The 24,005-nt window shown below is 70.7% G+C and carries 20 protein-coding genes; 7 read left to right on the top strand and 13 right to left on the bottom strand.

The genetic code is table 11. The annotated features are described in order from the left end of the window. Window positions 1–143 precede the first annotated feature (143 nt). The 7 genes from AC07V5_RS00960 to AC07V5_RS00990 all read right to left on the bottom strand — a co-directional run bounded on the left by AC07V5_RS00960 (window position 144) and on the right by AC07V5_RS00990 (window position 7,228). The gene (locus tag AC07V5_RS00960; RefSeq protein WP_495113600.1) at window positions 144–1,325 is read right to left on the bottom strand and encodes a class I SAM-dependent rRNA methyltransferase; all 1,182 of its coding nucleotides are present in this window, start codon (window positions 1,323–1,325) and stop codon (window positions 144–146) included. A 79-nt stretch (window positions 1,326–1,404) separates the two neighbouring features. Continuing rightward, a complete protein-coding gene (locus AC07V5_RS00965) occupies window positions 1,405–2,916 on the bottom strand; it encodes a hypothetical protein (RefSeq protein WP_495113601.1) in 1,512 nt (503 codons plus the stop codon). Further along, window positions 2,913–3,836, bottom strand: coding sequence for a tyrosine-type recombinase/integrase (locus tag AC07V5_RS00970; protein WP_495113602.1), 924 nt, complete (start codon window positions 3,834–3,836; stop codon window positions 2,913–2,915). The genes AC07V5_RS00965 and AC07V5_RS00970 overlap by 4 nt, the downstream gene beginning before the upstream one ends. After that, on the bottom strand, window positions 3,833–4,546 hold the full coding sequence (locus tag AC07V5_RS00975) for a DUF484 family protein (RefSeq protein ID WP_495113603.1): 714 nt from the start codon (window positions 4,544–4,546) through the stop codon (window positions 3,833–3,835). The genes AC07V5_RS00970 and AC07V5_RS00975 overlap by 4 nt, the downstream gene beginning before the upstream one ends. Continuing rightward, window positions 4,543–5,382: a diaminopimelate epimerase gene (gene dapF, locus AC07V5_RS00980; RefSeq protein ID WP_495113604.1), complete on the bottom strand. Its 840-nt coding sequence runs from the start codon at window positions 5,380–5,382 to the stop codon at window positions 4,543–4,545. The genes AC07V5_RS00975 and dapF overlap by 4 nt, the downstream gene beginning before the upstream one ends. A 224-nt stretch (window positions 5,383–5,606) precedes the next feature. Continuing rightward, entirely contained in the window at window positions 5,607–6,785 is a 1,179-nt protein-coding gene (locus AC07V5_RS00985) for a cytochrome c biogenesis protein/redoxin (protein WP_495113605.1), read from the bottom strand. Further along, window positions 6,782–7,228 carry a DUF2147 domain-containing protein gene (locus tag AC07V5_RS00990; RefSeq protein ID WP_495113606.1) on the bottom strand — a complete coding sequence of 149 codons (447 nt, stop codon included), beginning with the start codon at window positions 7,226–7,228 and terminating at the stop codon, window positions 6,782–6,784. Before AC07V5_RS00990 ends, AC07V5_RS00985 begins: the two co-directional genes overlap by 4 nt. Window positions 7,229–7,374: 146 nt before the next feature. Between AC07V5_RS00990 and AC07V5_RS00995 the strand changes: the two genes are divergently transcribed. The 4 genes from AC07V5_RS00995 (at window position 7,375) to AC07V5_RS01010 (ending at window position 12,981) form a co-directional block, all read left to right on the top strand. After that, a complete protein-coding gene (locus AC07V5_RS00995; RefSeq protein ID WP_495113607.1) occupies window positions 7,375–8,109 on the top strand; it encodes a response regulator in 735 nt (244 codons plus the stop codon). Further along, a complete protein-coding gene (locus AC07V5_RS01000) occupies window positions 8,106–9,365 on the top strand; it encodes an ATP-binding protein (RefSeq protein ID WP_495113608.1) in 1,260 nt (419 codons plus the stop codon). Before AC07V5_RS00995 ends, AC07V5_RS01000 begins: the two co-directional genes overlap by 4 nt. Window positions 9,366–9,403: 38 nt before the next feature. Further along, window positions 9,404–11,998, top strand: a complete 2,595-nt coding sequence (locus AC07V5_RS01005) for an ATP-binding protein (protein WP_495113609.1) — start codon at window positions 9,404–9,406, stop codon at window positions 11,996–11,998. A gap of 110 nt (window positions 11,999–12,108) precedes the next feature. Beyond that, a complete protein-coding gene (locus tag AC07V5_RS01010; RefSeq protein WP_495113610.1) occupies window positions 12,109–12,981 on the top strand; it encodes a PEP-CTERM sorting domain-containing protein in 873 nt (290 codons plus the stop codon). A gap of 3 nt (window positions 12,982–12,984) precedes the next feature. Here AC07V5_RS01010 and AC07V5_RS01015 read toward each other — a convergent pair whose 3' ends face one another. Then, window positions 12,985–13,848 carry a lysophospholipid acyltransferase family protein gene (locus tag AC07V5_RS01015; protein WP_495113611.1) on the bottom strand — a complete coding sequence of 288 codons (864 nt, stop codon included), beginning with the start codon at window positions 13,846–13,848 and terminating at the stop codon, window positions 12,985–12,987. Window positions 13,849–13,978: 130 nt separating this feature from the next. Between AC07V5_RS01015 and metK the strand changes: the two genes are divergently transcribed. The 3 genes from metK to AC07V5_RS01030 all read left to right on the top strand — a co-directional run bounded on the left by metK (window position 13,979) and on the right by AC07V5_RS01030 (window position 18,430). Beyond that, on the top strand, window positions 13,979–15,160 hold the full coding sequence (metK, locus tag AC07V5_RS01020) for a methionine adenosyltransferase (RefSeq protein WP_495113612.1): 1,182 nt from the start codon (window positions 13,979–13,981) through the stop codon (window positions 15,158–15,160). A gap of 139 nt (window positions 15,161–15,299) precedes the next feature. Next, window positions 15,300–16,841: a methyl-accepting chemotaxis protein gene (locus AC07V5_RS01025; protein ID WP_495113613.1), complete on the top strand. Its 1,542-nt coding sequence runs from the start codon at window positions 15,300–15,302 to the stop codon at window positions 16,839–16,841. 50 nt (window positions 16,842–16,891) lie between these two features. Next, the gene (locus tag AC07V5_RS01030) at window positions 16,892–18,430 is read left to right on the top strand and encodes a hypothetical protein (protein ID WP_495113614.1); all 1,539 of its coding nucleotides are present in this window, start codon (window positions 16,892–16,894) and stop codon (window positions 18,428–18,430) included. Window positions 18,431–18,670: 240 nt separating this feature from the next. Here the strand turns inward: AC07V5_RS01030 and glcF are convergent, their stop codons facing one another. The 5 genes from glcF to AC07V5_RS01055 form a co-directional block, all read right to left on the bottom strand. After that, window positions 18,671–19,915 carry a glycolate oxidase subunit GlcF gene (gene glcF, locus AC07V5_RS01035; protein ID WP_495113615.1) on the bottom strand — a complete coding sequence of 415 codons (1,245 nt, stop codon included), beginning with the start codon at window positions 19,913–19,915 and terminating at the stop codon, window positions 18,671–18,673. Between the two features lie 23 nt (window positions 19,916–19,938). Beyond that, window positions 19,939–20,382 (bottom strand): hypothetical protein, encoded by a 444-nt coding sequence (locus AC07V5_RS01040; RefSeq protein ID WP_495113616.1) that lies wholly within the window; start codon window positions 20,380–20,382, stop codon window positions 19,939–19,941. 3 nt (window positions 20,383–20,385) lie between these two features. Then, the gene (gene glcE / locus AC07V5_RS01045) at window positions 20,386–21,441 is read right to left on the bottom strand and encodes a glycolate oxidase subunit GlcE (protein WP_495113617.1); all 1,056 of its coding nucleotides are present in this window, start codon (window positions 21,439–21,441) and stop codon (window positions 20,386–20,388) included. An 11-nt stretch (window positions 21,442–21,452) separates the two neighbouring features. Next, the gene (locus tag AC07V5_RS01050; protein ID WP_495113618.1) at window positions 21,453–22,931 is read right to left on the bottom strand and encodes an FAD-linked oxidase C-terminal domain-containing protein; all 1,479 of its coding nucleotides are present in this window, start codon (window positions 22,929–22,931) and stop codon (window positions 21,453–21,455) included. 204 nt (window positions 22,932–23,135) lie between these two features. Continuing rightward, the gene (locus tag AC07V5_RS01055; protein WP_495113619.1) at window positions 23,136–23,993 is read right to left on the bottom strand and encodes a substrate-binding periplasmic protein; all 858 of its coding nucleotides are present in this window, start codon (window positions 23,991–23,993) and stop codon (window positions 23,136–23,138) included. Window positions 23,994–24,005: the final 12 nt, after the last annotated feature.

Below are 24,005 nucleotides of genomic sequence, written 5' to 3' on the forward strand. Positions count from 1 at the left end.
CTTTATGACGTTAGGACGCAGCCTCCCTCGGCCGCGAGAGCGCGATGCTGGCATGAACTTGTCCTGGCGCCAGAGCTCGACGCCCCCAGCTTCGCGGGGCAGGATTCCCCTGAGTGGCAAGCGCCGGTTCCCGCGCTAGCGGCTCAGCGCCGCAGGATGCCGAGGCCCTTCAGATAGTCCCCTTCCGGGAAGCACACCGTCTGCGGATGATCCGCGGCGGCCGACAGGCGCTCGACGATGTAGCCGTCCACGCCGGCATCCAGGCCCGCGCCGGCGACGATCTTGTGGAACAGGTCGGGCGCGATGCCGCCCGAGCAGGAGAAGGTGTAGAGCAGCCCGCCCTCGTTCAACAGCATGAAGGCCAGGCGGTTGATGTCCTTGTAGGCGCGGGCGGCGCGCTCGGCATGGGCGGCCGTGGGTGCGAACTTCGGCGGGTCGAGCACGATGGCGTCGAAGCGGCGGCCTTCGGCCAGGCAGCGTCGCAGCGTTGCGTTGACGTCGGCATCCCAGGCCTCATGGCGGCTGGCGTCGAAGCCGTTCAGCGCGACGTGGGCCTTGGCACGCTCCAGCGCCGGGCCGGAGGAATCCACACTGATGACCTCGTTCGCGCCGCCCGCCAACGCCGCGACCGAGAAGCCGCCCGTGTAGCTGAAGCAGTTCAGCACGCTCTTGACGCCGTACTGCTTCACCGCGTCGGCAAAGCGGCGGCGGCTGTCGCGCTGGTCGAGGTAGTAGCCGGTCTTGTGGCCCTCGGCGACGTCCAGCGTGAGCTGCCAGTCGTGCTCACGGATGGTGATGGCCGTCTCGCCTTCACCACGCAGCCAGCCGGTCTGCGCGGGCAGGCCTTCCCACTCGCGCGACTGGGCGTCGGAGCGCTCGTACAACCGCGTGAGGCCGGTCGCGGCCAGCAGCGCGTCGGCGATCACGCCCTTCCAGCGCTCGGGGCCGACGCTGCCGAACTGGGCCACCAGTGTGTCGACATAGCGGTCGACGATGAGCCCGGGCAGGCCGTCGGCCTCGCCGTGGATGAGGCGCACCGCATCCGACGCGATCGCGAGCCGCGCGCGCATCGCGATGGCTTTTGCGATGCGCCGCTGGAAGAAGGCCGCGTCGATGCGCTCGGTCTCGTCGAAGCTCCAGGCACGCAAGCGGATCTGCGACTGCGGGCTGAAGGCTGCCCAGGCGAGGAACTGCCCGTCGACCGACTCCACGCGCACCGTCTCGCCCGAGTCGGCGCCACCACGGGCGACGGAACTCTCGAACACCCACGGGTGGCGCTTGACGAGTGAGCGCTCCTTGCCCTGCCGGAGGGTGATCTTCTTCATCGCCGGACCGCCCCAAGATGAAGAGCGCCCTCTCGGGGGGCAGTGGCCACACGAACTGTGGACGCGTGGGGGTCGTTTCTCATCGCTGCAAGGTCCCGAAGGCGTAGCTGAGGGACAGGTGGGTCAGCGGCGTGGACTGGCTGCTGCCGCGCAGGGTGCGGAACTCGCCCAGGCCGGCACGCAGGCGCAGCCGCTCGCTGACGGGCCATTGCGCCCACAGCTCGGCCTGGGTCACGGCGCCGCCGCCAACCAGCACGCCACCACCGCCGGCCGCGCCAACCAGCCACTCGGCGCCCACACGCATGCCGCGCCACAACGGGTCGCTCTGCACGCCCAGGCCGAACAGGCCGAAGGAATAGGCCCCCGCGCTGCCCGCCGCTGCGCTGCCGGCCAGCGCAGTGCCATAGATGCGCGGCGTGAATTCGCGCGACATGCTGACGGCCAGGTGCGAGACCGCCTCGCGCCGGCCATCCTTGAAGCGCACGCGCGGCAGGTGCATGACGCTGGCGCCGAGTTGCTGCACGCGCACGATGCCGCCGCTGTCCTCGCCAAAGGCGACCGGCACGCGGTCCAGCGGCATCGCCAGCACGGCACGAACGTAGGGCGCGCTGTAGGCGCCGCTGGAAGCGTAGGTGAAGCCGGCGTCCAGACGCAGGCTCGGGCCCCAGGGCGTGATCCAGCGCAGCGTCGGCCCCGCGCGCAGCAGCAGGCCGCTGCCGGTGTCCAGGTTGCCGCCGCCGCCCAGGCCCGCGCCGAGCTGGCCGCCGATGCGCAGCCGCGGCGTGCCGAAGATGGACCAGTCCTGGCCGATGTTGCCCAGCACTTCCATGTAGCCGTCGGCGCCGCCCTGGGCCGCGCCCGCGGCCTCGATGCCCCACCAGCTGCCGTCGACGATGTATTGCCTGAGTTCGGCACCGGCCTTGCCGATGCGGCGCGTCAGCGGGTTGCCGCTGCGGTCACGGCTGGCGGGCCGGGGCTTCTCGAAGCCGCCCGTCAAGGCGATCTCGTCGAAGCCCAGGCCCGTGCGTCGCGTCGCACGCCCCTCGCGGCCGGCATCGTCCGGCGAGAAGCTGGGGAAGCCCATCGAGCGGCCGAAGGAAAAGCTCAGGCCCACGCCGCTCTTCACGTTGCCGCTTGGGAAGCGGATCTGCGAGATGCCGACGCCGGTGTACCAGGCGCCGATCTCGGTGCGCAGCGACAGCTCGGGCCGCAGCATCAGGCCGCCGCCGAAGCGCAGCTGCTGGCTGGACAGGCCGCCGCCGGCACCCACGTAGAGGCTGGCGGCCAGATGCGTATCGCCGGAGAGCCGCCAGCGCCGCTGGCCCGTGAAGCCTACGGTGAAGATGCCGCCGTAGTTGCCCTTGGCCGCGCCATAGACGCCGGGGCCGAAGCCCCAGTCGTCGTCCAGCGCCATCATGTAGCTGATCGATGCGAAGGCCGTGCGGCCGCCGTCGGGCATCTTCATCTTGGTCCAGTTGCCCTCGACGGCGGCCGGGCGCACGGTCTCGACACGCGCGAAGGGCGACTCGTCAGGGGTGGCCCAAGCCGTCGTCGACAACAGGGCCGTCAGCGCGGCGAGGCGAAATCTCATTTCTTGGCTCGCGGATGGGCCGCGTCATAGATGCGCGCCAGGTGCTGGTGGTCCAGCTGGGTGTAGACCTGGGTCGTCGTGATGTGGGCATGGCCCAGCAGCTCCTGCACCGCGCGCAGGTCGCCGCTGGACTGCAGCAGGTGCGAAGCGAAGCTGTGGCGCAGCATGTGCGGGTGGACATGGGCCGGGCTGCCGGCCGCGATGGCGCGGGCGCTGAGCATGGCTCGCAGCGTGGAGCCCGAAACGCGGTGGCCACGCGCACCGACGAAGAGCGCCGCCTCGCCGGCCGCCGCCCGCTGCGGGCGCACGGCGAGCCAGGCCTGCAAGGCCTCGGCGGCCGCCTTGCCGAGCGGCGTGCTGCGGCGCTTGCCGCCCTTGCCCAGCACATGCACCTCGGCAGACTGCAGATCCACCCAACCTTCGGCCTGGCCGCTGGCCTGCACGTCCAGGCCGATCAATTCGGCCGCGCGCAGGCCGGCGCCGTACAGCAGCTCGACCATGGCGCGGTCGCGCGCTTCCAGCACCGGGTCGGCTGCGGTCTCGGGCGCATAGGCGGCGAGCTGCACCGCGTCGTCCACGCCCAGCGCCTTGGGCAGCGGCTTGGGCGCTTTCGGCGCGCGCAGGCCGTCGAAGGGATTCAGCGTGACACGGCCCTGCAGGCCCAGCCAGCGGTAGGCGCTGCGCCAGACCGACAGCATCAACGCGATGGACTTGGGCGCCAGGCCCTCCCGGTGCAGCAGGGCGGCGAGGCGACGCGCCTGCGCGATGCTCAAGGACCGCGCATCCACAGAGGCTTCAGCCAGCATCGCCTGCAGGCGCTCCAGGCCGTCCGTGTAGATGCGCAGCGTGCGCGGACTCAGGCGTTGCTGCACGCGGGCGTGCTGCAAATACTCCTGAAAGTCCTGCACCAACTCGATCATGCAGCGAGCAAACCCGCCAGCCCGGCGCTGGCTATCTCACCAACGCGGGTCAGGAAGTCCGTGCCCATCTCGGCGGTGTAGCGCGTCGGGTCGGGCGAGCCCAGCACGAGCAGGCCGAAGGGCTTGCCGTCGTTGGCCTTGGGCTGGCACAGCGGGATCAGCGCCAGCGAGGTCGCCGTGCCGCCGCTCTCGGAGAGGCCCAGCCAGCGTGCCGCCTCGAAGCCCGAGTTCACGCCGCAGTAGGGCTGGCTCAGGCTGGAGGCGAAGCTCTTCACGTCGGCGCTCACCGAGGCGGAGAACTCCGAGGCCTCGTGCTCGGCGGCCACGCCCCACAGGCGCAGGCCGGCCTGCGGAATCATGAAATGGTGACGCAGCTCGGCCAACAGCACGTGCGGCAGCTCGGCGGGCGTGCCGGCGGCGCGCATGACGGCCAGCGTCCAGCGGTGCAGGCGGTCGGCGATGGCGACGTTGTCCTGGCCGTTGCGGATCATCTCGATGACGCGCAGCTCCAGCCCCTTGATCTTGTCGCGAAGCATTTCGGCTTGTCGCTCCTGCAGCGACACGGCGCGAGCGCCATGCGGGTGCTGCAGCTGCACGCTGGCGAGCAGCGCCGCGTGGCGCTCGAAGAAACCGGGGGTGGCCGCCAGGTAGTTGGCGATGTCGGTTTCGGTGATGCCTTGCACCGCGTCAGCGGCCGGGTTGGAACTCACAGCGTGATCTCTCCGTCAAAAACTTTCACAGCGGGGCCGGTCATCAACACCGGGTTCTGGCCACCCGCCCATTCAATACGCAGCAGGCCGCCGCGGGTCTGCACTTCGACGGCCTCGTCCAGCCAGCCGGCGCGGATGCCCGCGACGACGGCCGCACAGGCGCCGGTGCCGCAGGCCAGCGTCTCGCCGGCGTCGCGCTCGTAGACGCGCAGCGCGATGCGGTCGCGGCCCAGAATCTGCATGAAGCCGGCATTGACGCGCTTGGGGAAACGCGCGTGCCGCTCGATCAGCGGCCCGAGCGTCAGCACCGGCGCCGTCTCGACATCGTCGACGCGCTGCACCGCGTGGGGGTTGCCCATGGACAGCACGGCGAGTTCCACACCCTCAACGGGCCACAGCTCAAAGCCGTTCACGAGGCGTGGTTGCAGGCCCGTCGCGTCGAAGGGCAGGGCCGCATGCTCGAACACCGGTGCGCCCATGTCCACGGTCACGCGGCCGTCGTCCTGCAGCTGCAGCCGCAGGCGGCGGTTCATCGTGTCGACCTGGATGTCACGCTTGTCGGTCAGCCCGGCATCGACAACGAAGCGCACGAAGCAACGCGAGCCGTTGCCGCAGTGCTCCACCTCATTACCGGTGTTGTTGAAGATGCGGTAACGGAAGTCCGCGCCGGCGTCCTGGCTGGGCTCGATGACGAGGATCTGGTCGCAGCCGACACCAAAGCGGCGGTCGCCGAGCAGGCGCATCTGGTCGGGCGTCAACGCGAAGGGCTGCTTCGTCGCATCGATGACGACGAAGTCATTGCCCGCGCCGTGCATCTTGGTGAAGCGCAATCTCATAGACGGTGATTATCAGGGAGGGGCTGCAACACCCCAGTGGGCCGCGGCGAGGTCTTTGCCGGATGCAGGGCAAGGCGCGGACCGCCGCCCAGGCTCGTGCCTGGGCAAGGTTAGCAACGCCGCCCTGCGCCGGCAAAGCCACGCCCCGAAGGGTTTGCGACATAACCGGCCCGCGCGGGTGTTGCGGCGCTTGCTGGGGCATGAGCCCCAGCGTCGCACCACGCCTACTCGCGGGCCGGTTCTGTAGCAAACGCGGCCCGCTGGGGTGCTGCGGCCCCTCCCAGCACCCCCTCTATGGCCGCGGCAAGTTCCGCCTCGCCCCCTTCCCCTTCGTGGCGATAAACGACACGGCCCTCGCCATCGATGAGCCAGGCGGCCGGCCAGTAGCGGTTTTCAAAGGCCTTCCAGACGCGGTAATCGTTGTCCTGCACGACCGGGTAATGCAGGCCCTGGCGCTGCACGGCGGCCTGCAGGCCCGGCAGCGGCCGCTCATGCGCGAACTCCGGCGTGTGCACGCCGACGACGACGAGGCCGCGTGCCGCATAGCGCCGGTGCAGGCGCTCGATGACCGGCACGCTGCGCAGGCAGTTCACGCAGTCCCAGGTCCAGAAGTCGACCAGCACGGGCTTGCCGCGCAGCGACTGCAGCGTCAGCGGCGGGCTGTTGATCCAGGCACCCGTGCTGACAAGCTCGGGTGCCGGTTTGCCAACGACCTGACCCTGGCCCGGCTCGGCCGCCCCGGTCAGCCCGGCAACCCAGGCCGAACTGACATCGGCGAGGCTGGCCGCCGCCATCGTCATGACGAGCAGCCCCAGCCCCTGGCGCAGCCGGCCCGACCAGGCCCGCAGACCCTGGGCGACACGCTGGCCGCCATAGGCCACGGCCAGCATCGGCCCGCCGGCGCCAGCGGCATAGGCGATGAGCAGGCCGGCAGCCTGCTGCGAGTCCGCCGCGCTCGCCACCAAGGCCAGGATGCTGGCCAGGGCCGGGCCGGCGCAGGGCGTCCACAGCGCGCCCAGGCTCGCGCCCAGCGCCAGCGCCCCCAGGCGCCCGCCACCTTGGCCGAAGCGCTGGGCCCAGTCGGCCACGCGCCCGAGAGGGCGCGACAGCCGCTCCCAGCCCGCCGGCCACACCAGCAGCAGGCCAAAACCCAGCAGCAGCACGGCCGCAACGTCGCGCAAGGCGCCGGCCGACAGACCCAGCACGCTGGCCGACGCACCAAAGGCCAGGGCCAGCGCGCTGAAGCTGGCAATAAAGCCGATGACGATCAGCAGCGGCCGCCATGGGTCTCGGGGACCCCAACTGCTGCCGAGCAGGGCCGGCAACAGCGGCAGCACACAGGGGCTGGCCACGGTCGCCAGGCCGGCGCCGAAAGCGGCCGCCAAGGGCAGGACGGCGCTCATTGCGAAGACCCCGGCACGCGCTGCCAGGCCTGGGTCTTGCCGAACAGCGGCAGGCCGACATAGGCATGCAGCTTCAACTCACCGGCCGGGCCGAGGGACATCAGGCAGTCGTAGTGCTTGCCGCTCTCGCGGTTGAAGATACGACCGCGCCATGCGGTGACGACGCTGCGGCCATCGGCCGTCGTCTCACGCTCGGCAGGCAGGAAGTCGCTGAGGATGTCCATGCCTTCCTGGGCCGGTTGGGCATCCGCCGCCATCGCCTCGCCGGGCCGGCTCATGGATTGGTTGGCGATGACGCGCGCCACCTTGCCGCACAGGGCCGCGCCGCAGGGCGCGACGCGCACCTCCAGATTGCCGCTGGCCGTCAGCCACAGGCCGCGCGGGTCGGCGTCGGCTCGGGCCACGCCGGCCGCGAGTAGGAGGATCAGGAAGAGACTGCGCATGAGGCACCTCGTCAGGAGTGAAGGAGGCGCCATTGCAGACGTCCGGGGTATCGCCGCGATGTCGATGTGTCGCCCGCAGACACGCGCCGGCCGCGCAGACAAAGAGCGATACAAAACAGCAGGCCCCGTCCGCTATCGTGGCCGCCATGGACCCGCGCCCCGACCATCTGCTGCTTGTCGACGACGACCGCCAGTTGCTCGCCCTGCTGGCCGACTATCTGCGCGCCGCCGGTTACCGAATCAGCATGGCGACCCAGGGCCGCGAGATGCGCGCCGTGCTGGCGGCCGAGGCCATCGACCTCGTCGTGCTGGACCTGATGCTGCCCGGCGAGGACGGGCTGGGGCTGTGCCGTGACCTCCGCGCACGCGAGGTCGAGCCCCTGCCGGTGCTGATGCTGACGGCGCGCGGCGACGAGGCCGACCGTGTGCTCGGCCTGGAGATGGGCGCCGACGACTACCTCGCCAAGCCGTTTGCGACCCGCGAGCTGCTGGCCCGCATCCGCGCCGTGCTGCGCCGCACCCGCCAATTGCCGCCGCGGCTCAACCCGCAACGCCAGGCCCGACGTCTGGCCTTCAACGACTGGGTGCTGGACACCACGGCCCGCCATCTGCTGGATGCCGCCGGCACCCTGGTGCCGCTGACCGGCGGCGAATACCGCCTGCTGCGCACGCTGCTGGACCACCCTCAGCGCGTGCTCAGCCGCGACCAGCTGCTCAACCTCACTCAGGGGCGTGACGCGGACCCCTTCGACCGCTCAATCGACCTGCTCGTCAGCCGCCTGCGCCGCCGCTTGCGCGATGACGCCAAGGAGGCGCGCCTGCTGAAGACGGTGCGCAACGAGGGCTATGTATTCTGCGCGGCGGTCGAGGCCTTGGAATGAGCCTGGCCAGCCGCATCGCCGGCTTGCTGTTCGTCGGCCTGCTGCTGGCCTACGGCCTGGCCAGCCTGGCCTGGCTGGCCGAGCGCGGCGAGACCATGGGCCGCATGATGAGCGCCTACCTGGGCCGCGACGTGGCGACGGCCGTCGCCGTGCTGGAGCGCCTGCCCGAGGCCGAACGCGGCGCCTGGCTGGAGCGGCTGGCGAGACCCAACTACCGCTATGAGCTCGGTGCTGCACCTGCTGACCTGCAGGCTTCGGAGACGGCCGCAGCCCTGGCCCGGGCGATGGCCCCCACCCCCGTCACCGCCTCGGGTGCGCGGCCCGACGGCGAGCTGGTCTTCACGCTGCAGCTGGCCGACGGCGCGCCGCTGACCCTGCACGCCCAGCCACCCTCACTCCGGCCGTCCGGAACGACGCTGGCTCTGCTGGCCGCGCAGATCGCCGTGCTGGCGCTTTGCGGCGCGGCCGCGGTGCGCTTGGCCACGCGGCCGCTGCGCCGCCTGGCCGATGCGGCCGAGCGCCTGGGCCAGGACCCGGCCGCCACGCCACTGGCAGAGGGCGGCCCGCGCGAAGTCGCATCCGCCGCTCGCGCCTTCAACACCATGCAGGCTCGCATCGGGGCGCACCTGCGCGAACGCTCGGAGATCCTCGCCGCCGTCACCCATGACCTGCAGACGCCGCTGACGCGCATGCGCCTGCGCAGCGAGCTGCTGCCCGAGGGTGAGGCGCGCGACAAGCTGCTGGCCGACATCGACGCGATGCGCGACCTCGTCGCCGAAGGCCTGCATTACGCGGCCAGCGCGCATGCGGCCGAGGAGACGCCGCAGCCGGTGGACTTGATCGCGCTGCTGGATGGCCTGGTCTGCGACGCGCAGGACGCGGGCCAGCAAGTCAGCCTCGAAGCACCCTCCTCCCTGGCACCCATCACGACGCGGCCGCGAGCGCTGCGCCGCGTCGTCGGCAACCTGATCGACAACGCGGTCAAGTTCGCGGGTGCGGCGCAGGTGGCCGTCACGCTCGGCGACGGTGTGCTGCGCATCGCCGTGCTGGACCGCGGCCCGGGCATCCCTGCCCATCAGCTGGAGGCAGCGCTGCAGCCCTTTGTGCGCCTGGAGGCATCGCGCAACCGCGCCAGCGGCGGCACGGGCCTGGGCCTGGCGATTGCCCAGCGCCTCGCCCAGGCGCTGGGCGCGACGCTGGAACTGCGGCCCCGCGAAGGTGGTGGCTTGGAAGCCCGGCTGACCCTACATCTTTAGGAAGCGCGTACCCGCCGAATCAGCGCAAGCTTGGCGCCATGCCACTGCCCGAAGCGCCGCTGCTGGAACGCGATGCCGCCCTCGCCGGCCTGCGCGCCGACCTGCTCGCGCTGGCCGACCCGACACAAGGCCAGGGCCGCTGCGTGCTGCTCGACGGCGATGCCGGCATGGGCAAGACGCGGCTGCTGCGGGCCGCGGAGCGTGCCGACGGCAGCGCCTTCGACTGGGCCTGGGGCGCCTGCGAGCCGCTGATCACGCCGCTGCCGCTGGGGCCGCTGCTGGACATGCTGCCGCGCTTGCCGGGCGAGATCGCGACGCTGGTGCGGCGCGGTGCGCCGGCCGCGACGCTGTTCGCCGCCCTGCTGGACGTGGCGCGCCAGACGCGCCGGCCGCGGGTCTGGGTGTTTGAGGACCTGCACTGGGCCGACGGCGCCACCCTCGACCTGCTGCGCTTCCTGGCGCGGCGCATTGCCGGCACGCGGGTGCTGCTGTGCCTGAGCTGGCGGGGTGCTGAACTGGGGGCGGCCCACCCGCTGCGCGCGGCGCTCGCAGGCCTGGCCGGCCAGGGCGCGCGCAGCCTCAGCCTGGCACCGCTGAGCCGTACGGCGGTGGCCACGCTGGCGGCGCGCGCCGGCCGCCCGGCAGCCGGCCTGTACGAGGCCTGCGGCGGCAACCCCTTCTTCGTGACTGAACTGCTGGCCGCGCCACTGGCCGAGGGCCTGCCGGTCTCGGTGCGCGACGCGCTGCTGGCACGGGTGGCGCGCCTGTCGCCGCCGGCCCGCGAGCTGCTCAACGTCGCCAGCGTCTCGCCGTCGCCGATGGAGACCGCCGTGCTGGCCCATGTCTGCGGCCTGGAACCCGAGGCACTGGCTGAAGTCGTGACCAGCGACCTGCTGCAGGCCGACAGCGACTGCCTGCGCTTCGCCCACGAGCTGACCCGGCTGACCGTGCTGGAGGCGCTGGGGCCGCGCGCCGCCGCCCTGCATGCCGCCGTGTTCGATGCCCTGAGCGAGCGCGGCGCGCCACCGGCGCGACTGGTGCATCACGCCGAGCACGCCGGCCTGGACCATGCCGTGGCCCGCCTGGCGCCGCGCGCCGCCGAGCTGGCGGCCGCCACCGGCGCGCACCGCCAGGCCGCAGCCCTGTTCGGCCTGGCCCTGCGCCGTGCCGCGCTGCTGCCGGCCGCACAGGTCGAAGCGCTGGCCCGCGCCCAGGCCCTGGAATGCCTGCTGACCGGCCAGGTCGAGGAAGCCGCGCAGGCCGCGGCCCAGGCACTGGGCCTGGCCAGCCAGCGGCCGCTGGCACGCGCCGAGCACCTCAGCCTGCTGGCGCGCATCGAATGGACACGCGGCCGCGCCGGCACCGGCCTGGCCCATGCCGAGGCCGCGCTCGCATTGCTGAACGAGTACGCCCCCGACAGCCCGGCCCTGGCCCACACGCTGGCCAACCGGGCCCAGTTGCAGCTGCTGGATGACGACACCGGCGCGGCGCAGGCGGGTGCCGCCCAGGCCCTGGCCTTGTTCGGCCGCCTCGGCGACCCGGCGGGGGCCTTGAGCGCGCGGATCACGCTGGCCTCGGCGCGGCTGGGCGGGCCGGACGAGGCGCTGGGCCTGGCCGAACTGCAGGCGGCGCTCGAACAGGCCCTGGCCGGCGGGCAGGAGGAACTGGCGGCGCGCACCTGGACCAATCTGGCCTCGGCGGCGCTGGTCGCGTCGCGCTACGAGGCGCTGGAGCAGCTGTGCGCGGCCGGGCTGGCCTTCTGCGAGGCGCGCGACCTGGACCTGTTTGCCGTGCCGCTGCGCGTGCGCCAAGCCTGCGGCGACATAGCCCGCGGCGACTGGCCGGCCGGCGAGGCGCGGCTGCGCCAGCTCCAGGCCCGCCCCGACCTGAACGAGCTGCAACGCGAACAGGTCGGCCACCTGCTCGCGCTGCAGGCGGCCCGCCGAGCGGAACCGGCGGCCCTGGCCTATTGGCAGGAGCTGGCCAGCGGCCGGCGGCGCTTGGCGGTGTGGCCCTGGTTCATGTCGGTGGACGTGCAGCAGGTGGAAATCGCGGCGCTGTCGGGCCCGGCGGGGCGGGCGCGCGCGCTGGCCGAAGCCGCGCTGGCCCACGCACCCGCGCGGCTGGGCTCATGGCGGCGGGCACAGATCCAGGTGTGGCTCACTCGCCTCGGCCAGCCCCAGGCCCTCGCCGCCGACGCGCCCACGGCCTGCGCGCTGGAGGCGGCCGGCCAGCATCGCGCCGCCAGCCAGGCCTGGGCCGAGGTGGGCTGCCCCTATCAGCAGGCGCTGGCGCTGCTGTGGGGCGATGCCGATGCCGTCGCGCAGGGGCTGCAGCAGCTGCAAGGGCTGGGCGCCGAGCTGGCGGCGCAATGTGCACGCCGGCGCCTGCGGCGGGTCGGCGTGCCCGGCGTGGGGCGCGGCCGCTATGGCCATGCCCGGCAGGACCCGCTGGGCCTGACCGGGCGCGAGCGCGAGATCCTGGAGCTGCTCGTGCAGGGCCACAGCAACCGCGCCATCGCGGCCACGCTGCACCGCTCCGAGCGCACGGTGGAGAACCATGTCGCCGCCGTCTTCCTCAAGCTGGGGGTGAAGACGCGCCAGGACGCCATCCAGCGCGCGAAATCTGAGTAGTGCCAGCCCAAATCCGGGTAGCGCCGCCCCGGTGCTGTCGCGCGGCGCCCTCTAGCCTCGAGAGGCCGGGGCGTTGGCCCTGCGCATGATTTTGGCCAGGGAGATATCTCATGAAGATCCGCGCACTGTTCATCACACTCGCGCTGCTTGGCAGTGGCGCCGCCTGGGGCCAGGCCGGTTTCGCCACCGCCAGCGGCACCGCCCGGGGCGATTTCCAGATCGGCTGCAGCACCTGCCCGCATTTCGTGCTCGGTCTCACCGGCACGCCGGTGCAAAGCCAGAGCGGCCCGCTGGCGGCCCAGGTGGACTACCTCGGCCAGCCGGTGGGCGACGCCAACACGGCGGGCTACAGCCTGGGCGGCGAGGTGGAGTACCACGCCAGCGCCGTCTTGCAGGGCGCCCTGGCGGCCCCGCTGCTGGGCGCCTACGCGCGTGCCGACAACGAGCCCGTCGTCATCCTCGCCGACCCGGCGCAACTCGAGATCGGCATCGACCTCTATGCGGCCAGCGCCGTGGCGCGCACCCAGCAGACCTACCACTACCTCGGCGCCAGCACCACCACCTACCAGTTCGACTTCCATGTCGACAGCATGCTCAGCAGCGCCCGGGCCAGCGCCTTCGGGTCGGCGGCCATCTACACGGGCCAGGACCCCTTCTTCGAGACCGGCCTGATCGACTTCGGCTACAGCAGCCAAACCGGTGTCGGCCTGCTCTACAACCCACAAGCCTTCGGCGGCGACTTCTCGGTCAGCGTCACGGTCGACCCGGGCGCGAGCTTCGTCCTCATCAGCCGGCTCAGCGCCGTCGTGCAGATGAGCTACAACACGACCGACGTGCTGGCCGATGCCATGCACACCCTGCGCTTGACGGGCATCAGCGGCGACCCCGCGCTGCTTGCCACGGCCGTGCCAGAGCCGGCGACGACGCTGCTGCTGCCACTGGGCCTGATGGCGCTGCTGCGCCTGCGGCGCGGGCCAGCCTGAGGTTCAAGGGGCCGCGCCGATGTCCAGGCCGCGCGGCTGCTTGTAGCGGTGATAGCCCCACATGTACTGCCCCGGCGCGCGCCGGATCACGCTCTCCATGGCGGCATTGATGGTCGTGGCGGCCGCCTCGGCCGGCGCGTCCTTGGCGATCTCCGGCGCCGGCAGCACGTGCACGACGAAGCCTTGCCCGGCGGGCAGGCGCTCGCCCCAGATCAACAACACGGCCGCCCCCGTCTGCTGCACGAGGCGGGCGGCCAGCGTCATCGTGTAGGCGGGCTTGCCGAAGAAGGGCGCCCACACGCCGAGGCCATCCGGCGGCACCTGGTCGGGCAGCAGGCCGATGACCTCACCCTTGCGCAGCGCGCGGATCATCTGGCGCACGCCGGCCAGTGAAGCCGGCGCCGTGGCCAGGCCAGCGCGCTCACGCGATCCGGCCATCACCTCGCGCAGCGAAGCCTGCCGCGCCGGGCGGTAGAGCACGGTGATGGGGGCTTCGGCCGTCGTGAAACGCTCGGCAATGGCCTGGGCGCAGATCTCGAAACAGCCCATATGCGGCGTCAGCATGACGAGCCCGCGTTTTTGTTCAAGCGCGGCGGCGATCAGCTCGCCGCCATCCCAGCGCAGCTTGTCGCCCAGCGGCTGGCGTTTGGTGGCTATCCATAGCCACGGCAGCTCCGCCGCCATGCGCCCGGCGGCCGCAATCGCCGGCCGCGCCTCGCCCAAGGGCACGCCCGCCAGGGCCACATTGGCCTTGAAGCGCTTGCGGTAAGTGGCAGACGCCAGGTAGACAACCCAGCCCAGCAGCCCGCCCAAAGCGTGCAAAAGCGCCAACGGCAGACGGGACAACAAGCGAAAGACCAGGGCCATGTTTCCTATACTTGGCGTATCGCCGAGTTACTGAACTACTTGCGGGGCGATTCACAAATCCCGCTAAAGCGTTCGCCGCACCCTCCTGGAGCCACGGCGACGCCGTCAACGAAGCAACCGGAGTTTAAAAGTGGCGAACGATTTCCTCTTCACGTCTGAATCTGTTTCTGAAGGACACCCCGACAAGGTGGCCGACCAGATTTCGGACGCCATCCTGGACGCGATCTTCGAGCAGGACCCGCGCAGCCGCGTGGCCGCCGAGACGCTGTGCAACACCGGCCTGGTCGTGCTGGCCGGCGAGATCACGACGAACGCCCACGTCGACTACATCCAGGTCGCGCGCGACACCATCAAGCGCATCGGCTACGACAACACCGAATACGGCATCGACTACAAGGGTTGCGCGGTGCTCGTGGCCTACGACAAGCAGAGCAACGACATCGCCCAGGGCGTTGACCATGCGTCAGACGACCACCTCAACACCGGCGCCGGTGACCAGGGCCTGATGTTCGGCTACGCCTGCGACGAGACGCCCGAGCTGATGCCCGCGCCGATCTACTACGCCCACCGCCTCGTGGAGCGCCAGGCCCAGTTGCGCAAGGACGGCCGCCTGCCCTTCCTGCGCCCGGACGCCAAGAGCCAGGTCACGATGCGCTACGTGGACGGCAAGCCGCACAGCATCGACACGGTCGTGCTGTCCACCCAGCACGCGCCCGAGTACTCCTTGGGCGACCGCATGACGGAGGAGTTCTACGAAGCGATTCGTGAAGAGCTCATCAAGCCGGTGCTGCCCAAGGAGTGGATCAGCGCCGACACCAAGTACCTGATCAACCCGACGGGCCGCTTCGTCATCGGCGGCCCGCAGGGCGACTGCGGCCTGACCGGCCGCAAGATCATCGTCGACACCTACGGCGGCGCCTGCCCGCACGGCGGTGGCGCGTTCTCCGGCAAGGACCCGTCCAAGGTCGACCGCAGCGCGGCCTACGCCGCCCGCTACGTGGCCAAGAACATCGTGGCTGCCGGCCTGGCGCGCCAGTGCCAGATCCAGGTCGCCTACGCCATCGGCGTGGCCCGCCCGATGAACGTGACCGTCTACACCGAAGGCACGGGCGTCATCCCCGACGACCAGATCGCCAAGCTCGTCAACGAGCACTTCGACCTGCGCCCCAAGGGCATCATCCAGATGCTGGACCTGCTGCGCCCGATCTACTCGAAGACCGCGGCCTACGGCCACTTCGGGCGTGAGGAGCCGGAGTTCACGTGGGAGCGTGTCGATAAGGCGCAAGCGCTGCGGGCAGCAGCCGGCCTGTAAGTACCTCCTGAGCGCACAAAACACCGCCCTCCATGGCGGTGTTTTTCTTTGTCCCGCCCTATCGCGCCGACGGTTAGAGTCAATGCACCGGTCGGGTGCGCTGCTTGCAGGCCTATGACCGACAAGCCTGGAGGCGGCGATGAAGATGCAGACCTTGCGGATCGGGACCCGGCTGGCGCTGGGCTTTGGGCTGGTGCTGGTGCTGCTCGCAGCCGCCGTGGGGCTGAGCTGGCGGCAGATGGCCACCGTCGGGCCGCACATCGACCTGCTGATGGAACTGCAGCGCCAGCAAGACCTGGCCCAGGACTGGCGCACGCAGACCCAGCTCAACGTGACCCGCACCGACGCCGTGGCGCGGGCCGGCGGCACCGGGCCGGTGGCCGAGTTCTTCGCGCCGGTCATCAAGACGACCAGCGCCAAGATCAACGAGCTGCAGGAGGACCTGTCCAAGGCGCTGGACACGCCGCGCGGCAAGTCCACCCTCGACGAGATCAGCACGGCCCGCAAGGCCTATGTCGACATCCGCAACCAGGTCTTCGCCCAGCTCAAGGCCGGCGAGGCCGACGCGGCGCTGCAGACGCTGGAAGGCAAGATGCGCCCGGCCGCCGACGCCTACGTCAAGACGATCAGCAGCATGGCCGACTACCAGGGCGAACGGGTGCGCGACGAGACGCGCGAGGTGCTGGAGGCCGCGCGGCGCACGCAGCTCGTCATGCTGACGCTCGCCGCCATCTGCCTGAGCATCGGCGTTGCGGCGGCGTGGCTGATCACGCGCTCGGTCGTCGGCCCGCTGCGTGCCGCGATCCACGAAGCCGAGGAAGTCGGCCAGGGCGACCTGTCGCGCGACATCCGCTCCGTGGGCAGCGACGAGACCGCCCAGCTGATGCAGGCGCTGGCCGGCATGCAGCAGTCGCTGCGCCACCTCGTGGGCTCGGTGCGCCACAACGCCGACGGCGTGGCCACGGCCAGCTCGGAGATCTCGCTCGGCAGCAACGACCTGTCGTCCCGCACCGAGCAGCAGGCCAGCGCGATCCAGCAGACGGCCGCATCCATGGAGGAGCTGTCGGCGACAGTGAAGCTGAATGCCGACAACGCCGGCGAGGCCGACCAGCTCGCGCATGACGCCAGCGAAGTCGCGCGCAAAGGCGGCGAGGTCGTTGGCGAAGCGGTGCAACGCATGCACGGCATCGAGGAAAGCTCACGCAAGATCGCCGACATCATCGGCACCATCGACGCCATCGCCTTCCAGACGAACATCCTCGCGCTGAACGCCGCCGTCGAGGCCGCACGGGCCGGCGAGCAGGGGCGCGGCTTCGCCGTCGTTGCCAGCGAGGTGCGCATGCTGGCCCAGCGCAGCGCCGATGCGGCCAAGGAGATCAAGGGCCTGATCGGCGACAGCGTCGAGCGCGTCGAGCAGGGCGCCGCCCTCGTCAACCGCGCGGGCCAGACGATGGAGCAGGTCGTCACCTCCATCGGCCGCGTCGCGCAGATCGTGCGCGAGATCAGCTCGGCCAGCCGCGAGCAGAGCACCGGCGTCAGCCAGGTCGGCCAGGCCATCACGCAGATGGACGAGGCCACGCAGCAGAACGCGGCCCTGGTGGAACAAAGCGCCGCCGCGGCCGAGAGCCTGAAGCACCAGGCGGACGAGCTGGTGAAGCTCGTTTCGACCTTCAGGACCTGAAGCTCCGCGAGCAGACGCCACTACAGTGGCGCGCTCAAGGAGGAATTGAAGTGCAGCCATCCCATGCGCCGCTGGGCGCCGCTTCGGTCGCACTCGTCGCGGGCGCCCTGGCCTTGCCCTGTCAAACAGCGCTGGCCCAGGAGGCCGCTGTCGGGCCTTCGGGCTTGCAGCGCAACGAGGCGCGGCTGATGCTGGACTACCAGACCGTCCGCGTGCGGGGCGACAGCCCGATCGACCTGGTGGGCTTTCATCTCTACACGCCGGTGGCCGAGGGCATCTCCGTCGGGGCCGGCTTGCTGGCGCCGCTGGTCTCCGGGCAGTATGGCGGGTTCATGGGGGCCAGCGTCGGCATCCAGGGCCGGTTTCGACTCGGCGGGCCCGTCGTGGCGCTGGCGGCGCTGTCGGCCGGGGGCGGCGCGGGCGGGCGCAGCCCCGAGCACGCCAAAAAGCTGTCCGGCACGGGCAGCTTCGTCCGTGGGCAGGTGACGCTGGGCTACGACGCCGGCGATTTCACGGTCGGAGCGGGCGTGTCCAAACTCAAGTTTCGCCGCTCGCTCATCGACAGCAGCCAGCTGAACGTGTTCCTGGAAGTCCCCTTCAGCTACCTCAGTGGTTCCTACGCCAAGCGCGACCAGCCCCTGTCAGCGGCGGACGACCAGCGCGCCGCCCGGGAGATGGGCGAAACCATGGTGAGCTTCTCGCTCGACAACTACCACCAGCTCAACGCCAGGGGCAGCTACCCCGGCACGGTGCGCACGGGGGAGTTCCAGTTCTCGCACTTCGTGGCGCCTGACTTGTTCTGGTTCGCCAACTTCGCCAGCGCCTACAGCGGCCTGCCCACCTACAACCAGTTGCTGGGCGGCCTGGGCTGGCGCTGGCGGCTCGCACCGGCCTGGAAGCTCTATGCGCAGTTGGGCGTGGGCTCCGGCGGCTATGCGCCCGAGCAGATCGATACCGGGCCGGGCCTGCTGGTGTATCCCAAGCTCTCGGCCGAGTACGGCCTGAGCAGGGACTTCGGTGTGGCCTTGTCGGCAGGCTATCTTTCGGCGCCCAAGGGCAGCTCCCGCAACCCGACGTATGGGTTGACGCTGACCCGGCATCTGCGCGCCGGCCAGGGCGACGACACCGCCCCTGCGCCGGCCAGCTACCAGGGGCTGCGCATCACGCTGCTGCACCAGACGGACGCCCAGCTGCGCTATCGCGATGTGGAGCGCCCTGCCCTGCACATGATTGGCCTGCAGATCGACATGCCCGTGAGCGACCGCTGGTATCTGCCCCTGCAGGCCTCTGCCGCCTACACGTCCTACCTCGGCTACCCCGGCTATGCCGAGATCTTTGCGGGCCTGGGCGTGCAGACGCATCTGGCGCCCGGCGAGCGTTTTCAAGCCTTCGGGCAACTGATGGGCGGCGCCAACGTGCATGGCAAGGGCGGCAAGGTCAACGCCGGCCTGCGCTACATCCTGGACGACCGCCTGGCCGTGAGCCTGAGCGGCGGCCGCATCGAAGCCCGCAGCGCCGGCGGTGGGCACTACAGCGCCAACAACTGGGTGCTCGGGCTGGACTATCGGTTCTCGGTGCCGGCGCGCTGAACCGCAGCACCTGCGGCTTCACTCGGGCCGAGCGCCGGGCCGCTCCCAAGCCGGCTCGCTCTGGCGATGTGCTTGCGGCTCAACGCCGCAAGCATCGCCGTCCCCTAGGGGGCTGAGGCTGGACACATGGCGCCCAGTGGGCGGCATGTGCCTGCCGAGGGGCTGCGGCACTGCCGCAGCGCGGTCTGCAAGACCGACCAGGCTCGCCGCGTTCAGCGGGGCGAGATTGGGCGAGGGGCTTCAGTTCACCCCGCGCAGCGCATCGTCCAACACCTCCACCCAGTGCCGCACCGGCTGGGTCGTGCCGCTTTGCAGGTGCTGGATGCAGCCGATGTTGGCCGAGACGATCTGCTCCGCCTGCAGCGGCGCCAGCGCCGCGAGCTTGCGGTCGCGCAGTTGCTTGGAGAGCTCGGGCTGCAACACCGAGTAGGTGCCGGCCGAGCCGCAGCAGAGGTGGCTGTCGCTGGGCGCGCAGTCGATGCGCAGGCCCAGCTCGCGCAATGCGGCCTCCACGCCGCCCTTGAGCTTCTGGCCATGCTGCAGCGTGCAGGGCGGGTGGTAGGCCAGCGCGCCGGGCTTGGCCTTGAGCCGGGTTTTCAGGGTCGGCACCAGTTCGGGCAGCAACTCGCTGAGGTCCTTCGTCACCTCAGTGATGCGCCTGGCCTTGTCGGCATAGGCGGGGTCGTGCGCCAACAGGTGCACGTAGTCCTTGACCATCACGCCGCAGCCCGAGGCATTCATCACCAGCGCCTCGACGCGTTCGCCCAAGCCCGACACAAGCGGCCACCAGGCATCGATGTTGCGGCGCATGTCGTTCAGCGCCGCCTCGTGGTCGCCCAGGTGCTCGCGGATGGCGCCGCAGCAGCCGGCGCCGTCGGCGACGACGGTCTGGATGCCGGCCGCGTCCAGCACCCGCGCCGTGGCGCTGTTGATGTTGGGCGCCATGGCCGGCTGCACGCAGCCCAGCAGCAGCGCGACCTTGCGGTTGAGCTGGCGCGTCGGCCAGTCATGGGCTGTGGCGGGCGGCCTGGCCGGCACCTTGTCCTTCAGCGATGCCGGCACCAATGGCCTCAAGGCCTGGCCCAGCTTCATCGCCGGCTTGAAGAGGGGTGAGGTCAGCCCTTCCTTCAGCAGCCAGCGCACGCGGCGTTCGCCGCCCGGGCGCTCGACCTTGGCGTCGACGACGCGCCGGCCGATGTCCACCAGCTTGCCGTATTCCACGCCCGACGGACAGGTCGTCTCGCAGTTGCGGCAGGTCAGGCAGCGGTCCAGGTGCAACTGCGTCTCACGCGTCGGTTCAACGCCTTCGAGCACCTGCTTGATCAGGTAGATGCGGCCGCGCGGGCCGTCCAGCTCGTCTCCGAGCAGCTGGTAGGTCGGGCAGGTCGCCGTGCAGAAACCGCAGTGCACGCAGCGCCGCAGGATGGCCTCGGCCTCGGCGCCATCGCGGGTGCCGGCGAATTCGGGGGCGAGGGTGGTTTGCATGGGCTACGAGCGGATTGGGCGATTCATCGCGGCGAGACGTAATAGTGACGGCTACCTTCGGCCCGCAGCACGCGATAGCGGTCGATGGCGACCAAGCCCGCCAGCAGAGCCGGAACAGTTTGCAGTTCATGGCCATTCAGCTCGCAGGGGAAGGGCGTGCCATTGGGGTTTTCTGTGTGGACGAAAAGCGCGTCCTGCCCGGATGCGTCCCGGTCGACAGAAGCGAAAAGCTGGTGAGGCATCCCCTGGGCCTGCAGCTCGTGGCGCGCTCGAGCCAGCGCCTGCATCAGGGCCGAAATGTGAAGGCGCCGAAGGCGCCAGCTCGCATCGCCCAGACCTTCCATGTCGAAATGCTCGTGCCAAAGATCGCACCAACGCTTTCGGTCCAGGTCCACGCGAAACGCCCTCACCTTGCGGATGAGTCGATGACGGTACCGTGGGTCTGCAGTCGGCTCAGGCTTGTGCATGGCTCAGAGTTCTGGATACAGCCGGCCAGGGTTGAAGACGCCGTGCGGATCGAAGCTCGCCTTGAGCCGCTTGTGGATGGCCGCCAACGGTGCGCTCAGGGGTGCGAACGCGCCACCGCCTTTGTCCTGCGCGCGGAACAGCGTCGCATGCCCGCCGACGGCCGCGGCCGCGTCGCGCACGCCGGCCGGTGGCAGCGGCGTGACGACCCAGCGCTGGGCGCCGCCCCATTCGACGAGCTGCTCGCCGTGCAATTTCAGCTCGGGCGCCGTGCTGGGCAGCGACAGCCGCCACAGCCTGGCGCCACCGGCCACCGCGCGTTCGGCGCCGAGGAAGAACTCATCGCTGTGGTCACGCAGGCCGGTCCAGAAAGGTTCGGCCATGTCGGTCGGGATGACATCGCCACCCAGCTTGCGCGCCGCGGCCTCGACGGCGGCGCCGGCGCCGGCCAGTCGCAGCAGCAGCGCACCATCCCACCAGGCACTGGCCTCGATGGGCAGGGGCTCGCCGCCCCAGCGGTTCAACGCCATCAGCCCGGCGCTCTGGTCGAAATCGAAGCGCAGCGTCGCCGTCGCGGCCGGCAGCGGCAGCACCTTCAACGTGACTTCGGTGATCAATCCGAGCTGCCCCAGCGACCCGGCCAGCACGCGGCTGACATCAAAGCCGGCGACGTTCTTCATGACCGTGCCGCCAAAGCTCAGCAATTCGCCCCGGCCGTTGATCATCACGGCACCCAGCAGATGGTCGCGCACCGAACCCAGCGCCGCCCGCGTCGGCCCCGACAAGCCAGCCGCCACCATGCCGCCCACCGTGCCTTTGCCACCGAAGCGCGGCGGCTCAAAGGCCAGGCGCTGGTGGCGCTTGGCCAGCAGCGCTTCAACGTCGGAGATCGGCGTGCCGGCCAGCGCGCTGACGAACAGCTCGCTGGGCTCGTAGGCCGTCACGCCATTCATCTCCAGCGTCGACAGCAGCTCGCCCCGCGGCGCCTCGCCGTAGAAATCCTTGCTGCCATGGCCCTGGATGCGCAGCGGCTCGCGCGCATCGCGCAATCGGGCTTGCAAGTCGGCGAAGCTCAAAACCGCTCCAGTTCCGGGAAGGCCAGCAGGCCACGCTTCACATGCATGCGGCCGTACTCGGCACAGCGGCTCAAAGACGGGATCTGCTTGCCCGGGTTCAACGTGCCTTCGGGATCAAAGGCGCGCTTCAGCGCCAGCATCTGCTCGCGCTCCTCGGCGCTGAACTGCACGCACATCGAGTTGAGCTTCTCGACGCCCACGCCGTGTTCGCCCGTCACCGTGCCGCCCAGGGCGACGCTGCGCTCCAGGATCTCGGCGCCGAACTGCTCGCAGCGGTGCAATTGATCGGGGTCGTTGGCATCGAACAGGATCAGCGGATGCAGGTTGCCGTCGCCGGCGTGGAAGACGTTGGCGCAGCGCAGGTTGTACTTTTTCTCCATCTGCTGGATGTCGAGCAGGATGGTGGCGAGGTGCTTGCGCGGGATGGTCGAGTCCATGCACATGTAGTCGGGGCTGATGCGGCCCGACGCCGGGAAGGCGTTCTTGCGGCCGCTCCAGAACTTCAGGCGCTGGGCCTCGTCGGCGCTGACCTGGCAGCGCGTGGCGCCGCTGGCCTGCAGCACCGCCTCCATGTGGGCGACCTCCTCGGCCACCTCCTCGGGCGTGCCGTCGCTCTCGCACAGCAGGATGGCCTCGGCGTCGAGGTCGTAGCCAGCATGCACGAAATCCTCGACGGCGGCCGTCATCGGCTTGTCCATCATCTCCAGGCCCGCCGGGATAATGCCGGCCGCGATGATGGCCGCGACCGCGTCACCGGCTTTGCGCACATCGTCGAAGCTGGCCATGATGCAGCGCGCCAGCTGCGGCTTGGGCACCAGCTTGACGGTGACCTCGGTGACGACGGCCAGCATGCCTTCGCTGCCAATAACCAGCGCCAAGAGATCCAGCCCGGCCGCGTCCAGCGCCTCGCTGCCGAACTCGACCGCCTCGCCCTCGGCCGTGAAGCCGCGCACGCGCAGCACGTTGTGCAGCGTCAGGCCGTATTTCAGGCAGTGCACGCCGCCGCTGTTCTCGGCGATGTTGCCGCCGATGCTGCAGGCGATCTGGCTGCTCGGGTCGGGCGCGTAGTACAGGCCATGGGCCGCGGCGGCCTCGGAGATCGCGAGGTTGCGCACGCCGCACTGCACACGGGCCGTGCGCGACAGCGGGTCCACGGACAGGATGCGGTTGAACTTGGCCAGGGCCAGCGTGAGGCCCGCCTCGTGCGGCATCGCACCGCCCGACAGGCCCGTGCCCGCGCCGCGTGCGACGACTGGCACGCCCAGGCGGTGGCAGGCTTTCAGCACGGCGGCGACCTGGGCCTCGGTCTCGGGCAGGGCCACAGCCAGCGGGCGCTGGCGGTAGGCGGTCAGGCCGTCGCATTCATACGGTGTCGTCTGCTCGGCCTGGTACAGCAGGGCGTGGCCGGGCAGCAGCGGCGCCAACGCCGCGATGAGGGCGGCGCGGCGAGCGGCGAGGTCCAACGGGGCATTCATGGCGGACTCACTTTAGTTGCCCATTCCGCGTTCGCGATACCCGCGACGCACGAAACTTGCGGGCCGAGCGCCGGGCCGCTCCCAAGCCGGTCCGCGCTGGCGATGTGCTTGCCGGTCAATCCGGCAAGCATCGCCGTCCCCCCGGGGGACCGACCAGACGCGCTCGCGTTCAGCGATGCGAGGTTGGGCGAGGGGCAGTTCATTTCAGCCTTCGATGACGAGCCAGTAGGCCGGCTTGTGCAAGGGTGTCTCGGGCGGCAGCACCGGGTTCTTCAGCAGCAGCTGGCGGCGGCGGGCCAGGTTGTGGCGGCGCAGCAGATCACCGAAATACTGCTGGAAGAGGCGCGCGAGGCTGCCGTCGTTGGCCGCCGATTCCATACCGCGTTGCAGCTCGGCCGCCAACTGCGGCCGATCCGGGCGCACGAAGAGATAGGAGGCCGCGGGGTAGCGCAGCAGCACATGCGGCTCGATGACGAGGTCATGGGCCTGCGGCGTGGCCGCCTCGTCGTCGATCTCGAAGACGGCGCGCGGGAAGTAGTCGATGCGGCGCAGCCGCAGCATGTCGAACAGCGCCTCGTAACGGCTGACGCCCTGCACCTGCAGGCCATTGGCACGCAGGATGGGGGTGTCGGGCCAGTCCTGGCCCTGGCCGGCGACATAGCGCGCCAGCTCGTCAAGGTCGCGCAGGTCGCGCCAGCGGTCCACGTCCTCGGGGCGCACGAAAGCGATGCGGCAGCCGATGAGGCCGCGGTCCATCGGCACGCGCACCGGCAGCATCTGGGCCTCGCGCTCGATGCTGGTCATGGTCCAGGTCAGGTCGATCCGCCCGCTGCGGTCGGCCAGTTCGCGCACGACGCGTGCCTGCGTCATCGGGAAGGGCGATTCCACCAGCTCGTAACTGGCGCCACTGCGCGTGATCGCGAGCTTGATGACCTCCTGCATGTAGTGCCACTGCGGCACGCGGCCGGGGTCGTGCTGGGGGGAGACCAGCGGCGAGGGCCGCGCAGGCGCCTCGACGGCAGCGCCCGCCGCGAGCATGAACAGCAATGGCCGGCGCCTCATCCCCCTGTCGTC

This window comes from Roseateles sp. GW821-FHT02E12 (genome assembly GCF_059421665.1).